The sequence below is a fragment of the Methylobacterium sp. UNCCL125 genome (genome assembly GCF_900116795.1).
In the GTDB taxonomy this organism is placed as follows: Bacteria; Pseudomonadota; Alphaproteobacteria; order Rhizobiales; family Beijerinckiaceae; genus Methylobacterium; species Methylobacterium fujisawaense.
On sequence record NZ_FPBW01000060.1, the window covers coordinates 1 to 15,067 of the forward strand.

Consider the following 15,067-nt stretch of genomic DNA (forward strand, 5'->3'; position numbering starts at 1 on the left):
GTCGGGCTGTTCCTGGTCCAGCACAAGGGCGTGGCCGCCATCGGCCGCGTGTTCGGGCCCGTGATGCTCGTCTGGTTCCTGGTGCTGGGGCTGCTCGGGATCGCCGGCATCATCGCCAAGCCCGAGATCCTGGCGGCGGCCAACCCGTTGCGGGCGGTGGACTTCCTGGTCCATGCCGGCTGGCATGTCAGCTTCCTGATGCTGGGCGCGGCCTTCCTGGCGGTGACCGGCGGCGAGGCGATGTATGCCGATCTCGGCCATTTCGGCGCCCTGCCGATCCGCATCGCATGGTTCGCGCTGGTGCTCCCGGCGCTCATGCTCAATTACTTCGGCCAGGGCGCCCTGCTGATCGCCGCGCCCGACGCCCTCGAGAACCCGTTCTTCCGCCTCTGCCCAGATTGGGGACACCTGCCGCTGGTCGCCCTGGCCACGATGGCGACCATCATCGCCTCGCAGGCGATCATCTCGGGCGTGTTCTCGCTGACCCAGCAATCGATCCAGCTCGGCTTCCTGCCGGCGATGCGCATCGTGCAGACGGCGCACGAGGAGCGCGGCCAGATCTACGTGCCGGCGGTGAACTGGCTCCTGGCCGCAGCGACCCTCACCGCGGTGGTGGTGTTCGGCTCCTCCGACGCCCTCGCCGGGGCCTACGGGATCGCGGTGTCGATGCTGATGGGCATCACCACGCTGCTCGCCGCGCTCATCGCGCTGCGCTGGGGCTACAATCCGATCCTGGTCTTCGCGGTCAACGGCGCCTTCCTCGCCCTCGACGCCGTGTTCTTCGCCGCCAACAGCGTGAAGCTGTTCGAGGGCGGCTGGTTTCCCCTCGTGCTCGCCGGTCTCGTCGCCCTGATGATGCTGACATGGAAGAAGGGCAACGAGCTGGTCGAGGAGGCGCGGGCCGCCCTGCGCCTGCCGGAAGACGTATTCCTGACCGGGCTCCAGCACCGCGATCTTCTGCGCCTGCCGGGCACGGCCGCGTTCCTCTCGGCCGCGGAGCACGGGATCCCGCTGCACCTCTCGCGCTTCGTGGAGCGCAACCGCGCCCTGATGGAGCGGATCCTGATCATCACGGCGCTTTATGAGGAGACGCCCACCGTCCCACGGGATCAGCGCGCCCATGTGACGATCCTGGCGCCGGACTTCTACCGGGTGATCCTGCGCTACGGCTTCATGGAGGAGGCCTCGATCCCGGAAGGCCTCGCATGCGCGGTCGAATCCCGCCATCTACCGCCGCACATCCTCGACGACATGACCATCTTCGTCGGACACGAGACGATCATCCCGCGGAACGACAAGCGGGGCATGGCGCCCTGGCGGGAGAACCTGTTCGCCTTCATGCAGCGCAATGCCGAGCGCACCGGCGCGTTCTTCGGCGTGCCGACCCGGCAGGTCGTGGAGGTCGGCACCGAGATCGAGATCTAGCCCGGCGCCCGAGACATTCCCGCCACCCGGACAGTCACCGTCGCGATGCGCGGCAGCAGAGGCCGAGTCGTACCGAGAGATCGACGGACCGGCTGCCCGTCGAGATCCACCGATCGGGCCCCGGGGATTGGCGCGACCGCCGTCCTGTGCTCCGCGCCGATCCGGACCTGCTTCCGGCGTGCGTGCGCCGAAGCACGGAAACTTGAAGCCGCTCCGCCCCACCGCGGGGAACCGGAGCCGTCCGCCGTCGTTCCGCCCCGACACAGGCGACGCGCCCCCTTTGGGCGCGCCCGATCGGAGAGACAGCATGAACAGGGATCATCTCGAAGGCGGCGTCCGCCATCTGCGCGGTCGGGTCAAGACGGCCGCAGGCGCGGTTCGCGGCCGGGCCGGCGACCAGTTCGAGGGCGCTTACGATCAGGCGGCCGGCGCCGCTCAGTACGCCTACGGCGAGGCCCGGGACACGGTGCGCGACCTGCGCCACGGGGGCGAGCACCTCGTCGAGGAGGGGCGCGCCCGGTTCCGTGAGGTCAGCGATCGCGGGCACGCCCTGGCCGACGAGGCGATCGAACGCGGTCATCACTACCGCGATCGCGCGGTGCACCACGGCCGCAGCCTCGCGGCGCGTGCGGACGAGAACCGCGGCGCGACCCTCGCCCTCGTGGCCGCCGTGGCTTTCGGCCTCGGATGGCTGGCGCGGCCGAGCCGCTGAGCGGCCGCATCGACCCTGATCCGGAGCGGGGCGGGCACACGCGTGGCCGCCCCGCTGATCAGAACGCATAAAGACATCTTTATGTCTTGATTGCTTCGTAGGTCGCGGGATGGTATGGGATTGCCCCGACCCGCAACGCGAACACGGAGCCATCGACTCATGGCCAAGGATTACATCGTCAAGGATATCGGGCTGGCCGATTACGGCCGGAAGGAAATCTCGATCGCCGAGACGGAGATGCCGGGCCTGATGGCGGTCCGCGAGGAGTACGGCGCGGCGCAGCCCCTGAAGGGCGCGAAGATCGCCGGCTCGCTCCACATGACGATCCAGACCGCCGTGCTGATCGAGACCCTGAAGGCGCTCGGCGCCGACATCCGCTGGGTCTCCTGCAACATCTACTCGACCCAGGATCACGCCGCCGCCGCGATCGCCGCCGCCGGCATCCCGGTCTTCGCCGTCAAGGGCGAGACCCTGGAGGAGTACTGGGACTACACCTCGCGCCTGTTCGACTGGCATGACGGCGGCATGCCGAACATGATCCTCGATGACGGCGGCGACGCGACCATGTTCGTCCATCTCGGCCTGCGCGCCGAGAACGGCGATACCGCCTTCCTCGACAAGCCGGAGAGCGAGGAGGAGGAGGTCTTCTTCGCGCTCCTCAAGCGGAAGCTCGCCGAGAAGCCGAAGGGCTGGTTCGCGGGCCTCGCCGACAGCATCAAGGGCGTCTCAGAGGAGACCACCACGGGCGTGCATCGCCTCTACGTGCTCGCCAAGGAAGGCAAGCTGCTCTTCCCGGCGATCAACGTGAACGACTCGGTCACCAAGTCGAAGTTTGACAACCTCTACGGCTGCAAGGAGTCGCTGGTCGACGGCATCCGTCGCGGCACCGACGTGATGATGGCCGGCAAGGTGGCCATGGTCGCGGGCTTCGGCGACGTGGGCAAAGGCTCGGCCGCCTCCCTGCGCAACGCCGGCTGCCGCGTGCTCGTGTCGGAGATCGACCCGATCTGCGCGCTTCAGGCCGCCATGGAGGGCTACGAGGTCGTGACCATGGAGGATGCGGCCCCGCGCGCCGACATCTTCGTCACCGCCACGGGCAACAAGGACATCATCACCATCGAGCACATGCGGGCGATGAAGGACCGGGCCATCGTCTGCAACATCGGCCACTTCGACAACGAGATCCAGGTCGCCGGCCTGAAGAACCTCAAGTGGTCGAACATCAAGCCGCAGGTGGACGAGATCACCTTCGCGGACGGCCACCGCATCATCCTCCTGTCGGAGGGGCGCCTGGTGAACCTCGGCAACGCCACCGGTCACCCGTCCTTCGTGATGTCGGCCTCGTTCACCAACCAGACGCTGGCCCAGATCGAGCTGTGGTCCAACCCGGGCAAGTACCAGAAACAGGTCTACACCCTGCCGAAGACGCTCGACGAGAAGGTGGCGGCCCTGCACCTGGAGAAGATCGGCGTGAAGCTCTCGAAGCTCCGCCCCGATCAGGCGGCCTATATCGGCGTCGCCGAGAACGGCCCCTTCAAGTCCGAGCACTACCGCTACTGAGCCCGGCGTTCCGGGCGGCGCGCACGGCCCCGATCGCGGGCCGAGCGGCGCGCCGTCCGGTCCCGGCAAGCGGCCAGTTTGGCAGGAATCCTGGAGGCCCGGCGCGCTGCGCCGGGCCTTTTCGTTTGTCAAGCACTCGATGCCGATTCGAACTGTGTCTTCTGTGTGTCGTTAACGAGTGATTATGCCGACATCGTCAAAGGCCACGCTTCGTTCCCCTTCCGGGTCGAATCCGCCCCACTGTAGAGTGTGGGCGAATCTTAGATCGGCGGGGCTGCGGCGGTTCGGGAGAATCACTGCAGGAACGGTGCGTTCCGCGCCGCGCGGTGACGCGCGCCGGCCGGACCGCCATCGGGCGCGAGGGCGGGGCGAAGCATGGGTGTCGGTCGTGCGACGCACGTTCGGATCGGCGTGGGCGCACTTGCCCTGATGACGGCGAGCGCGGCGCTCGCCGAGCTGCCGGAGGCCGCCGCGGCACATCCCGCGCGGGAGATCCACAGCGTGGCCGCCCTGGCGATCCTGGGCGGCCTCGTAGCCTTCGCGGTGATCCTGTCGCTCCTCCACCTGTACGAGCGCGGGCGGTGGACCCGTCGCGAGCGCGAACTCGCCGCGACCCTCGATGTCCTGCGCGGCGCCCACGACCGGGCCGAGATGCTCCTCAACGCCGAGCGCCAGATCATCGTGACCTGGGATCAGCGCAGCGAACCGGTGGTGGAGGGCGACATCAGCCTTGCGATCCACGGCGAACGGCCGGCCTCGGGCTATGCCCGCCGGGTGCTGGCCTTCGGGACCTGGCTCGTCGCCGCCGACGCGACCGCAGTCGAGGCCGCCGTGGAAACCCTGCGGACGCGGGGCACGAGCTTCGCGCTGAGCCTGCGCAGTCAGACCGGCCGGAACATCGAGGCTCACGGGCAGGCCGTGGCGGGACGGGCGCTCCTGCGCCTGCGCGAGACGAGCCAGGAGCGCTGCGAGATCGCCGACCTGCGGGCGACCCTGGACGAGACCCGCCGGGGGCTGTCGGCCCTGTCGGGTCTCCTCGACGCGATTCCGCAGCCGGTCTGGCGGCGCAACCGGGACGGCGGCCTGAGCTGGGTCAACGCCGCCTACGTGGCGGCGGTCGAGGCGGAGAGCCGCGAGGCGGCCCTCGATGCCGGCCTGGAGCTGTTCGACCGGCCGGCGCGGGAGACCATCGCCCGCGAGGAGGCGGCCCGGTTCGCCGGCCTGACCCGAAGCGTTCCGCGCCTCTCGGCCATCGTGGCCGGCAACCGGCGCATGCTCGACGTGTTCGAGACGGGCCTCGAGACCGGCCGGGTCGGCATCGCCATCGACGTGTCGGAACTCGAGAGCGTGCGCGCCGACCTGCAGCGGCAGATGAACGCCAACGTCCGCACCCTCGACCAGCTGCCGACCGCCGTGGCGATGTTCGACGTCTCGCAGCGCCTGATCTTCCACAACGCCGCCTACCGTCAGCTCTGGGACCTCGATCAGGCCTTCCTGGACGGCCGCCCGTCGGACGGCGAGATCCTCGATCACCTCAGGGCAGAGCGGAAGCTCGAGGAGCATGCGGATTTCCGCGGCTGGAAGCAGGGCGTGCTGTCCGCCTACCGGGCCGCGGAGGCGAACCAGACGTGGTGGTACCTGCCCGACGGCCGGACGCTGCGGGTCGTCGCGGATCCCAACCCGCAGGGCGGCCTGACCTACCTGTTCGACGACGTCTCGGATCGCCTGAACGCCGAGTCGCGCTACAACGCCCTCCGGCGGCTGCAGGCCGAGACCCTGGACACGCTGGCCGAGCCGGTGGCCGTGTTCGGCGCGGACGGGCGCCTGACCCTCGCCAACCGGGCCTTCTGCACCGTGTGGCGGCTCGACCCGGCCATGGTCGAGGACCGCCCGCACGTGGACGCCGTCATCGCCGCCTGCCGCACCCTGGCGCCCGCCGAGGAGCCGTGGCTCGATATCCGGGATGCGGTGGTCGGCCTCGAGTCGCGCACCGCCCGCGCGTGCCGGCTTGAGGTGGTGGACGGCACCGTCCTCGACTGCGCGGCGCAGCCGCTCCCGGAGGGCGCGACGCTCCTCACCCTGATCGACGTCACGGCGAGCGTGAACGTCGAGCGGGCCCTCACCGAGAAGAACGACGCCCTGGAGAAGGCCGCGCAGCTGCGCGACACCTTCGTGCACCACGTCTCCTACGAGTTGCGCTCGCCGCTCACCAACATCATCGGCTTCACCCAGCTCCTGGGCGACGAGACCGTGGGCGCGCTCAACGAGCGGCAGCGCGAATATGCCGACCACATCATGCGCTCCTCGGCGGCGCTGCTCGTCATCATCAACGACATCCTCGACCTCGCCTCGATCGATGCCGGCTCGCTGGAGCTGCAGCGGGAAGAGGTCGACGTCCAGGCGACGATCGAGGCCGCCGTGCGCGGCATCGAGGATCGGCTGGCGGAATCGCACATCACCCTGGCACTCGACGTGCCGGAGGATATCGGCAGCGTCCATGCGGACGGGAAGCGGGTCCGGCAGATCCTGTTCAACCTGCTCTCCAACGCCGTCGGCTTCTCGGATGCGGGCCAGCGCGTCGAGGTCCATGCCCGCCGCACCGCGCAGGAACTTCTCCTCAGCGTCCGGGACCACGGCCGCGGCATGCCGCCCGAGATCGCCGATTCGGTGTTCAACCGCTTCGAGAGCCACACCCTCGGCACCCGTCATCGCGGTGTCGGTCTCGGCCTGTCGATCGTCCGGTCCTTCGTCGAGCTGCATGGCGGCCGGGTCCTGCTGGAGACCGCTCCGGGGAACGGCACCCGCGTGACCTGCACCTTCCCCACCGATCTCGCGGGGCACCCCCGGCGCGAGCCGATCCCCGAATCGCGCCCCCCGGTCCCGCCACAGGCGCCGCCGCGCAAGCCCGGTCTGAGCGTGGCCTCGAGCCGGCTCGAGGCTGCGACATCCGACCGGCGCACGTCGCCGTAGCGCTTGCTTCTTCCGGCGGTCCCGCGCAGCAGGAAGCATGTCCGCACACGATCGTTCCGGCTGGGCCGTCTTCGGCATCGGCGATTTCCGCCTGTTCGGCGCGGCCCGTTTCCTGACGGGCCTCGCCTATCAGATGCAGGCCGTGGCGATCGGCTGGTTCGTCTATGATGTGACCCATTCCGCCCTGGCGCTGGGCCTCGTGGGCCTCGCGGGCTTCCTGCCAGCGGTGCTCTGCGCGCTGATCACCGGCCATGTCGCGGATGCCTACGATCGCCGCCTCGTCGGCGCCGCCGCCTTCGCCCTCCAAAGTCTGGCGAGCTTCGGCCTCCTCGCCTGCGCGCTCTCAGGCGTGCACGCCGTCTGGCCCATCTACGCCCTCGTCATTCTCGTGGGCACCGCCAGGGCCTTCGCCAACCCGGCCCTCCAGGCGCTGCTGCCGACCCTGGTGCCGGGACCGCTTTTCAGCTCGGCCATCGCGTGGAACGCGTCCCTGTGGCAGAGCGCCTCCGTGATGGGACCGGCTTTGGGCGGCTTCCTCTACGCCCTCGGGCCCGCCGTGGTGTTCGGCGGGGCCGGGGCCAGCTTTGCCGTGGCCAGCGTCCTGACCCTGCTGATCCGCTTCCGGCCGGCGGCGGTGAGCGAGCGGCCGCCGATCACCTGGGCGGCCCTCTCGGCCGGCATCGCCTACATCCGCTCGCAGCCCGTTGTGCTCGGGGCGATCAGCCTCGACCTGTTCACCGTGCTGCTTGGCGGCGCCACGGCACTGCTGCCGATCTATGCCGACGAGGTGCTGCATGTCGGCCCACTCGGGCTCGGGGCGCTCCGGAGCATGCCGGCCTTCGGCGCGGTCGCCATGGCGGTGCTGCTGGCGAATTACCCCCTGCGGCGCCATGCCGGGCTGCGCATGCTCCGGGCCGCCGCCGTGTTCGGCGCCGCCACGGTCGCCTTCGGGCTCTCGACGTCGCTGCCGCTTTCGATGGCCTGCCTGTTCGTCACGGGCGCCGCCGACATGATCTCGGTCTACGTGCGCCAGACCTTCGTGCAGGGGGAGACGCCGGACGCCATGCGCGGCCGCGTCTCGGCGGTGAACACGGTCTTCATCGGGGCTTCGAACGAACTCGGCGAGTTCGAATCCGGGCTGCTGGCCGCCGCCATCGGGGCGGTCCCGGCGGTGGTGGTCGGGGGCGCCGCGACGATCGGCGTGGCGCTGCTCTGGGGCCGGCTGTTCCCGGCCCTCAAGGCGCGCGACCGGCTGATGGTGCAGGGGTGACGAGATCGGGACGCGGCCGGAGATGCCTCGGCGTCGTCCGCGATGGCCCGCGTCGCCGCCGTGTTCGCGCGCCGAGCGCAGCGATCCAGGCCGGCGCCACGCATGCGGACCTGACGCGGCCCTGGGTCACCGCACGGCACGCGCGATGACGGGCGGAGCCGCGGCGTCCGACACCACCGGACGCCGCGGATCGGGAGAGGTGGCTGCCGCTCAGCGGCCCGCCAGCAGCGGGGACCATGTGGGATCCGACGCGTAGGCGGGCGTCGGGACCGGCTGCTCGACCTTGCCGGTGATGTCGACCATGAACAGCTTGCCGCCGCCCTGACCGCCCGGATCGCGGAAGAACAGCACGTACTGGCCGTTCGGCGCGAAGGTCGGGCCCTCGTTGTGGAAGCCCTCGGTGAGGACGCGCTCGCCGGACCCGTCGGGCTTCGCCACGCAGATGGCGAACCCGCCGTTGCGCTGCCGGGTATAGGCGATCAGGTCGCCCCGGGGCGACCAAGCCGGCTGGGAGGCCGAGCCGGCGCCGAAGGTGATGCGGTGCGGGTTCGAGCCGTCCGCCCCCATCACGTAGACCTGCTGCGAGCCGCCGCGGTCGGACTCGAAGGCGATCTGCGCGCCATCCGGCGAGTAGGTCGGCGAGGTATCGATCGCCATGCCGTTGGTGATCGACCGCTGGGCCTTCGAGGCGATGTCCATGGTCACGATGTCGGCGTTGCCGCCCTGCTGGACGCTCATCACGATCTTGCGCCCGTCCGGGGAGAAACGCGGGCTCGCGCTCATCGAGTCGACATTGCCGAGCGCCTGGCGCGATCCGGTCTCCAGGTTGATGACCTGGACCCGCGGCTGGTGGCCGGTGGCCTGCGCCATGAAGGCGATGTCCTGCGTGGCCGGCGAGTAGCGCGGCGCCACGATCGACATCTCGCCGGTGGTGATGGCCCGGACGTTGGCGCCGTCCTGGTCCATGACCATCAGGCGCTTCCGGCGGTTCTCCTTCGGACCGGTCTCGTCCACGAAGGCGATGCGGCTGTCGAACCAGGGGCCGAGGCCGGTGATCTTGGTGTAGACCGCATCGGAGATCAGGTGGCCGGTGCGCCGGACGTTGGCGGCGTCCGTGCCGTATTGCTGGCCGGTCATCTGCTGGCCGGAGGTCACGTCCCAGAGCCGGAACTCGACCTTGACCCGGCCGGCCTCTCGGACGACGCGGCCGGTGACGAGCCCCTGGACGCCGGTGGCGCGCCACTTCTCGAAATTCGGAGCGGCATCGAAGTTCGGCTGCTCCGGGAAGCGGGCGTGTTCGAGGGGCGTGAAATAGCCGGAGCGGCGCAGGTTGTTGGTGACCACGCCGGAGACAAGGCCGCCGAGGCTCGGGTCGCCGCCGAAATCCGCGATTGCGATGGGCATCGGCTGGAAGTTGCCGCCGCCGATGCGCAGCTGCAGCTGCGCCTGGGCGGGCCCCGCCAGGAAGCCCGTCAGCATCACGAGAAGCGCGATCAGGCGCGCGGCATAGGACGTCGGGAGACGCCCGACGAAGGGGAGGTGCAGCATGATGGGTCGGATCCGAGTGACGATCAGACGAGGACGCGGGGACGGCGGTACGCGGGCTGGAAGACCTCAGGTCGCCGTGAACTCGAACTCCGCGTTGATGGCCTTCCAGTCGTTGTAATACGGCGCATAGGTGGCCGGAATGTTGTACGGCGCGCAACGGCGCACCGCCCGGAGCGCGGCCTGCGCGATCGACTGATCCACCGCGCTCGACCCGCCGCGCATGATCCGCGGCTCGGTGCTGAGCGAGCCGTTCGGGTTCAGGCGGATGTCGAGCACCGGCAGGACCACGCCCTGGGCCGCGCCGGGAGGCGCCGAGTAGCAGCGCTCGATCTGCTGCTGGAGCAGGCCGACCAAGGCGTCGCGCAGCGACGGCGACAGACGCTGCGCCGTGCCGGTCGCGGCGCCCAGCGCCGCCACCTTCTGGACCGTATGACCGGTGGCGCCGGTGGATTGCGACGGCGCCTTCGAAGCCAGCATCGAACGGATATCGCCAGCATTGAACTTGTCGGCGAGTTCGGCCTGCTTGCGCGCCTTGGCCTCGGCGTCGGCCTTCGCCTTCGCATCCGCCATGGCCTTCGCCTTCGCTTTGGCAGCAGCCTCCGCCTTGGCCTTCGCGGCGGCTTCCGCCTTCTCGCGCTCCGCTTCGGCCTTGGCCTCGGCGATCTCCTTCTGGCGCTCGGCCTCCGCCTCAGCCTTCGCCTTGGCGTCTGCGGCCTTCTTGGCGGCTTCCTTCGCGGCTTCCTTGGCCGCTTCGGCCTTGGCGGCGGCCTCGGCCTTGGCCTTCGCGGCGGCCTTCTGCGCGGCGGCCTCGGCTTCGGCCTCCTGCTTCTCGATCAGCTTCTCGAGCTGTTCGCGCTTCTCGGCTTCGGCCTTGGCAGCGGCGGCCTCGGACTTGGCCTTCGCCTCGGCCTTGGCGGCCTTGTCGGCCGCAGCCTTCTCCGCGGCGGCCTTCTCCGCAGCCTTCTCCGCAGCCTTGGCGGCTGCCTTCTCGGCGTCGCGCTTCTCCTGCGCCGCCTTCGCGGCCTGAGCCGCCTCCTGCGGATCCGGCTCGCCGCGGAGCGGCATCTCCTCCGCGTTGGCGAGCTTCATCTCGGCGGTGCGGGTAGGGGCGGTGGGGGCGTCGGTCTTGGCGTTCTCGGGCTCGCGATCCTCGAACTTCTCGGCCTTGCGGTCCGCCCGCGACGTCGCGTTCGGCATCGGCTTGTCGGCCTGCCGCTCACCCTTGGTGATCTCGGAGAACTGGTTCTCGGTGATCACCTCGACGGGCACGCCCTCCTGGGCCTCCGGCAGGGCCGGGGCCGCAACGCTGACGAGCGCCAGCGCGAGCAGCGCGACATGGGTGCCGGCTGAGATCCAGACACCCGGTTCCTTGCGGTCGAAGCGGAACTCCACGGGACGGCCCTACTGATGCTCAGGCTCGGTGACGAGGGCGACCTTCTTGAAGCCGCCGCCGGTCACGATCGCCATCACCTGCGCCACGCGGCCGTAATCGACCCGCTTGTCGCCGCGCACGAAGACGCGCTCCTCGGTCCCGGTCTTGGCGGTCTCCATGAGCTTCGGCACGATCGTGTCGTCCGTCAGCTCGTCCTCGCCCAGGAAGACCTGGCCGGTCTGGCGGATCGACAGGGTGATCGGCTTCACGTCGGAATTCAGCGGGGAGGCCTTGGATTGTGGCAGATCCAGGGGAACGCCCACGGTCATCATCGGCGCCGCGACCATGAAGATGATCAGGAGAACGAGCACGACGTCGATGAACGGCGTCATGTTGATCTCGTTGATGGGACCGCCGCGGCGGCCCCGGCGCCGGCGGCGCTTGCCGCCCTGCGATGCGCCCGCTGCCATGCCCATGGATCATTCTCCTCTGGATCAGCCGGGTCAGGCGGCGAGCGGCAGCCGCTCGTCGATCTGGCGGGAGAGGATGGCGGAGAACTCGTCGGCGAAGCCCTCGAGGCGCGACTGCGCCTTGGTCACCTCGGCCTGGAGCTTGTTGTAGGCGAGCACCGCCGGGATCGCGGCGAACAGGCCGATGGCGGTGGCGAACAGCGCCTCGGCGATGCCGGGAGCGACGACCGCGAGCGACGTGTTCTTCGAGGCCGCGATCGACGTGAAGGCGGTCATGATGCCCCAGACCGTGCCGAACAGGCCGATATACGGGCCGGCCGAACCGATCGAAGCGAGGAACAGGAGCCGCGACTCAAGCCGCTCGACCTCGCGGTGGATGGTGACGTCGAGCTGCTTCTCGATGCGTTGCGAGAGCGACTGGATCTGCCGGCCGGATCCCTCGAAGGAGCGCTTCCACTCCCGCATGGCGGCGACGAAGACGGCGGCGAGGCCGGTGGCCGGACGGTCGTTGAACGAGCGGAACAGCTCCTCCAGGGAGCGGCCGGACCAGAACGCGTCCTCGAACGCGTCCATCTCGGCCTTCGTCCGGCGGAACAGAAGTGTCTTGTCGACGATGATCGACCAGCACCAGATCGAGGCGCTGAGCAGCCCGATCATCACGATCTTCACGACGAAGTGGGCCTGCAGGAACAGGCCGAGCAGCGTCATGTCGGCGACAGGCGCGGCCTGCATCGCGTCGGCTGGGTTCATCCGTCGAGATCTCCTGCTCCGGATCGCGATGCGCCGGGCGAGGCCCGCGTCCGTCGGATCCGTGAGCGATATCAACGCTGTCGCCCGCGAATCTGTCGAAAGTAAGGGCCGTCGGCGGCCCCGCGCCCCGCCGTGGCATCGCCTCCGTTAAGGGCGCGGCAGGGTTAAGGATCGGTTTCGATCCAGGCGATCCTGAGGCACCGGACGCGGGCTTCCGGGCCATTCGGGCTGGACCTGCCGAAAGAGCCTCCCGTATGGTCGCCGCCAGCGGCGCCGAGTCGAGAGCCCTGAGATCCACGCAGGACGCGCATGACCCTCCCCGTTCCCAGCTTGCCCGACCTTCTGCCCACCGGCCCGGCCCGGTTCCTGGGCTGGTCCATGATCGCGGACCCGATGGTGGCCGGCTTCCTGGCGCGCGCGGGTTTCGATGCCGTGCTCTTGGATCAACAGCACGGCACCCACGATTACAAATCTTGTTGTGCGGCGATCACGGAAGTGGCGCTGGCCGGCAAATCGACGCTGGTGCGGGTGCCGGTGGGCGACTTCGCCATGGTCTCGCGGATGCTCGATGCCGGCGCCGCCGGCGTCGTGGCGCCGATGATCAACACCGTAGCGGACGCCGAGGCGTTCGCCGCCGCCGCGAAATTCCCACCGGTGGGCCAGCGGAGTTGGGGGCCGGACCGGGCCATGTGGCTGTCGGGGCTCCGGAACGGGGCGGATTATCTCGCAGGCGCCAACGACCGGGCCCTCACGATCGCCATGTGCGAGACCCAGGCGGCGATCGCCGACTTGGAGGCGATTCTCGCCGTACCGGGCATCGACGGGATCCTGGTCGGGCCCGCCGACCTGTCGATCGCCCTGTCGCAGGGGACCGTCATCGATCCCCTGGGATCGGCGGTGACGGCAGCCCTCAGCGAGATCGCGCGCAAGACCCGGGCGGCAGGCAAGATCCCCTGCGCCTTCGCGCCATCTCCTGCGCGGGCGCGGGAAATGGTCGGGATGGGCTACCAGCTGGTCTCGATCGAGTATGACGCGATGACCATCGTCAACGCCTTCGCCCGCGTGCTGTGCGAGGCCGATCCATCTCGGGCGGGCTGAGCTCCGGGTAGGCTTGCATTGGCAAGCCGACGCATGATCCGCTCATGGCGCTGGCTGATGCCGGGTATCCGCCGCAGAGCCGGCGGCCGCTTTTGCAAAATCTGATCAGGCGGCCTCTCCCGGCGCGAGACGCTGCCGGAGCGCGTCCGGGAGACGCACGGCGCGCCCGTCCCGGACGCAAGCGACTGTCACATCGGCTGAAACCAGAACGGCATCGCCCCGCCGGACGTCCTGGGTCAGGTGCATCGATGCGCCGCGCAGGGCGCGGGTCCGGGTGACGACGGTCAGGAGATCGTCCATCCGGGCCGGCCGAATGAAATCGAGGCTCATGCGCCGCACGACGAACACGAGACCCCGGGCGTCGCGGTGCAGATCGGACTGATCGCCGGCGAGTTCCCGCAGGAGTTCCGTGCGGCCGCGCTCCAGGAAGCGCAGATAGCTCGCATGATACACGAAGCCCGAGAAATCGGTGTCCTCGTAGTAGACCCGCACGCCAAGCCGGTGGCCCTGGCCATCGACCTCGGCCGTTTCGTGCATGTGGGGCTCGATCGCGCTCATGCGCTCCTTTAGCGACGGCCTGAGCGACGGCGCAACACGACGAGGGCCGCCCGGGGGCGGCCCTCGCACAGATCAGCGATGACGCGCGGCTCAGCCGCCGATGCGGGCCGCGAGGCTCGCCGAATGGGCGTGCTCGTCGGCGATGTAGGGCAGCGCCTCGGTGGCGAACTTGCGGCCCTGGGCGTTGTCGCCGGACTTGGCGTAGGCGTCGTAGAGCGCCAGGGTGCGGGCGTCAGAGCGGGCCTGCTGGTCGATATAGGTCCGGTCGAAGGCCCGGCCGCTGCGCGCCGCCTGGAGCTGCGCCAGACGCGCCTGGCCGCGGTCACCGAGGGCCACGCGGCGGCCCGGCTCGGCCGGGTTGTTGTCGACGAGCCCGACCGCGCCGAGAGCGCCGCCGACGATGCCGGTGCCGATATTGGCAGCCACCGTGACCGGGGCGAGCACGAGGCCGATTGGGTTGCTCAGGTCGGTGCGGATGCCCTGGTTATCGGACACGACCGATCCGCTGCGCGACAGCGAGGTGTTCGGCGGCAGCAGCGCGTCGGTGGTCGCCTTGCGCTCGACGAGGACGCGGTTGGCGTAGTTGCGAACCTGCGGGTTCCGCGACCGCTGAAGGGCCATGCGGCTCGCCTCGATGCTGGCGGCATCCGAGCGGAGCGCCTCGGCCCGGAAGGCGGGCGTCTCGGTCGCAGCGGCGCCGACGCCGTCCTGATTGGCGAAGGGCAGCACGCGGATCGGAAGGGCGTCCTGCGCGAAGGCCGGCGCAGAGATGGCGGCGACGGACAGGCCGAGCACGGCGAGCGTAAGCTTCTTCATGGCGGAAGTTTATCCCTGACGTTGTTTTTGAGATCTCGAAGATCTGTCGCGATCAGAGAGACAGGGCCTCGATCCCAACAGGCTTGCCGGCGCCCAGCAGACTGAGCGCGGTCGCCTCCACAACTGTCGCGTTTGGGCGCTGTTCCATGAGATCCGTCACTTTTTTCGTGCAGATCCTCGTCCAAGTCAGCAATTAAGCTTAGCAATATTGCTTGAGCACCGTCGTCAAAAGGGCTTGCATCGCAGAGACTTACTGATGCCGCACCGCAAAACCTCTTCGCGGGAGCGTCGTTTTTCGGGGCAATCGGCGCATGAGCCGCGGGAAATGCTGATCCGAACTCCATGCATGGGCAGGTCGGCGGCGGGCCTTACGGCGCGTCGTCTCCGAAGAAGCCGAACTGTCCCGGCGTCTCGCGCTTCGGCTCCGGCAGCTGCATGTGGCGGTAGGCGTGCCGGGTGAGGACGCGGCCGCGGGGGGTGCGCTGCACGAAGCCGCGCTGGATGAGATACGGCTCGAT

13 protein-coding genes are annotated in these 15,067 nt (G+C 69.5%); 6 read left to right on the plus strand and 7 right to left on the minus strand.

From position 1 onward, the window contains the following. The 5 genes from BM396_RS30960 to BM396_RS30980 form a co-directional block, all read left to right on the plus strand. A partial coding sequence (locus BM396_RS30960) for a KUP/HAK/KT family potassium transporter (protein WP_043387951.1) occupies nucleotides 1-1,425 on the plus strand: 1,425 nt, incomplete at its 5' end. 307 nt (nucleotides 1,426-1,732) lie between these two features. After that, entirely contained in the window at nucleotides 1,733-2,137 is a 405-nt protein-coding gene (locus BM396_RS30965; protein ID WP_043353166.1) for a hypothetical protein, read from the plus strand. Nucleotides 2,138-2,296: 159 nt separating this feature from the next. After that, nucleotides 2,297-3,697, plus strand: coding sequence for an adenosylhomocysteinase (gene ahcY, locus BM396_RS30970; RefSeq protein WP_043353165.1), 1,401 nt, complete (start codon nucleotides 2,297-2,299; stop codon nucleotides 3,695-3,697). Between the two features lie 375 nt (nucleotides 3,698-4,072). Then, entirely contained in the window at nucleotides 4,073-6,667 is a 2,595-nt protein-coding gene (locus tag BM396_RS30975) for a sensor histidine kinase (RefSeq protein ID WP_043353163.1), read from the plus strand. A 37-nt stretch (nucleotides 6,668-6,704) separates the two neighbouring features. Next, a complete protein-coding gene (locus BM396_RS30980) occupies nucleotides 6,705-7,937 on the plus strand; it encodes an MFS transporter (protein ID WP_043387950.1) in 1,233 nt (410 codons plus the stop codon). Between the two features lie 210 nt (nucleotides 7,938-8,147). On the opposite strand, the gene tolB is transcribed toward BM396_RS30980, so the two are convergent. From tolB to tolQ, 4 genes are all read right to left on the minus strand, one after another. Further along, nucleotides 8,148-9,485, minus strand: a complete 1,338-nt coding sequence (tolB, locus tag BM396_RS30985; RefSeq protein WP_043387949.1) for a Tol-Pal system beta propeller repeat protein TolB — start codon at nucleotides 9,483-9,485, stop codon at nucleotides 8,148-8,150. Nucleotides 9,486-9,551: 66 nt separating this feature from the next. Next, nucleotides 9,552-10,877: a cell envelope integrity protein TolA gene (gene tolA / locus BM396_RS30990; protein ID WP_043387948.1), complete on the minus strand. Its 1,326-nt coding sequence runs from the start codon at nucleotides 10,875-10,877 to the stop codon at nucleotides 9,552-9,554. A gap of 9 nt (nucleotides 10,878-10,886) precedes the next feature. After that, entirely contained in the window at nucleotides 10,887-11,333 is a 447-nt protein-coding gene (locus BM396_RS30995; RefSeq protein WP_043349109.1) for an ExbD/TolR family protein, read from the minus strand. Nucleotides 11,334-11,360: 27 nt separating this feature from the next. Beyond that, on the minus strand, nucleotides 11,361-12,077 hold the full coding sequence (tolQ, locus tag BM396_RS31000; protein WP_043349106.1) for a protein TolQ: 717 nt from the start codon (nucleotides 12,075-12,077) through the stop codon (nucleotides 11,361-11,363). A 309-nt stretch (nucleotides 12,078-12,386) separates the two neighbouring features. On the opposite strand from tolQ, the gene BM396_RS31005 reads away from it, so the two are divergent. Then, nucleotides 12,387-13,175 carry an HpcH/HpaI aldolase family protein gene (locus BM396_RS31005; protein WP_043349105.1) on the plus strand — a complete coding sequence of 263 codons (789 nt, stop codon included), beginning with the start codon at nucleotides 12,387-12,389 and terminating at the stop codon, nucleotides 13,173-13,175. A 105-nt stretch (nucleotides 13,176-13,280) separates the two neighbouring features. Here BM396_RS31005 and ybgC read toward each other — a convergent pair whose 3' ends face one another. From ybgC to BM396_RS31020, 3 genes are all read right to left on the minus strand, one after another. Continuing rightward, the gene (gene ybgC / locus BM396_RS31010; RefSeq protein WP_091995287.1) at nucleotides 13,281-13,733 is read right to left on the minus strand and encodes a tol-pal system-associated acyl-CoA thioesterase; all 453 of its coding nucleotides are present in this window, start codon (nucleotides 13,731-13,733) and stop codon (nucleotides 13,281-13,283) included. 90 nt (nucleotides 13,734-13,823) lie between these two features. Then, nucleotides 13,824-14,549 (minus strand): DUF4142 domain-containing protein, encoded by a 726-nt coding sequence (locus BM396_RS31015; RefSeq protein WP_043349102.1) that lies wholly within the window; start codon nucleotides 14,547-14,549, stop codon nucleotides 13,824-13,826. Nucleotides 14,550-14,917: 368 nt separating this feature from the next. Further along, on the minus strand, nucleotides 14,918-15,067 hold a 150-nt coding region (locus BM396_RS31020), incomplete at its 5' end, for a Holliday junction DNA helicase RuvB C-terminal domain-containing protein (RefSeq protein ID WP_280142422.1).

Coding starts and splice junctions, on each gene's coding strand:
- BM396_RS30965 (WP_043353166.1), top strand. CDS start 1,733: ATGAACAGGGATCATCTCGAAGGCGGCGTCCGCCATCTGCGCGGTCGG.
- ahcY (WP_043353165.1), top strand. CDS start 2,297: ATGGCCAAGGATTACATCGTCAAGGATATCGGGCTGGCCGATTACGGC.
- BM396_RS30975 (WP_043353163.1), top strand. CDS start 4,073: ATGGGTGTCGGTCGTGCGACGCACGTTCGGATCGGCGTGGGCGCACTT.
- BM396_RS30980 (WP_043387950.1), top strand. CDS start 6,705: ATGTCCGCACACGATCGTTCCGGCTGGGCCGTCTTCGGCATCGGCGAT.
- tolB (WP_043387949.1), bottom strand. CDS start 9,485: ATGCTGCACCTCCCCTTCGTCGGGCGTCTCCCGACGTCCTATGCCGCG.
- BM396_RS30995 (WP_043349109.1), bottom strand. CDS start 11,333: ATGGGCATGGCAGCGGGCGCATCGCAGGGCGGCAAGCGCCGCCGGCGC.
- tolQ (WP_043349106.1), bottom strand. CDS start 12,077: ATGAACCCAGCCGACGCGATGCAGGCCGCGCCTGTCGCCGACATGACG.
- BM396_RS31005 (WP_043349105.1), top strand. CDS start 12,387: ATGACCCTCCCCGTTCCCAGCTTGCCCGACCTTCTGCCCACCGGCCCG.
- ybgC (WP_091995287.1), bottom strand. CDS start 13,733: ATGAGCGCGATCGAGCCCCACATGCACGAAACGGCCGAGGTCGATGGC.
- BM396_RS31015 (WP_043349102.1), bottom strand. CDS start 14,549: ATGAAGAAGCTTACGCTCGCCGTGCTCGGCCTGTCCGTCGCCGCCATC.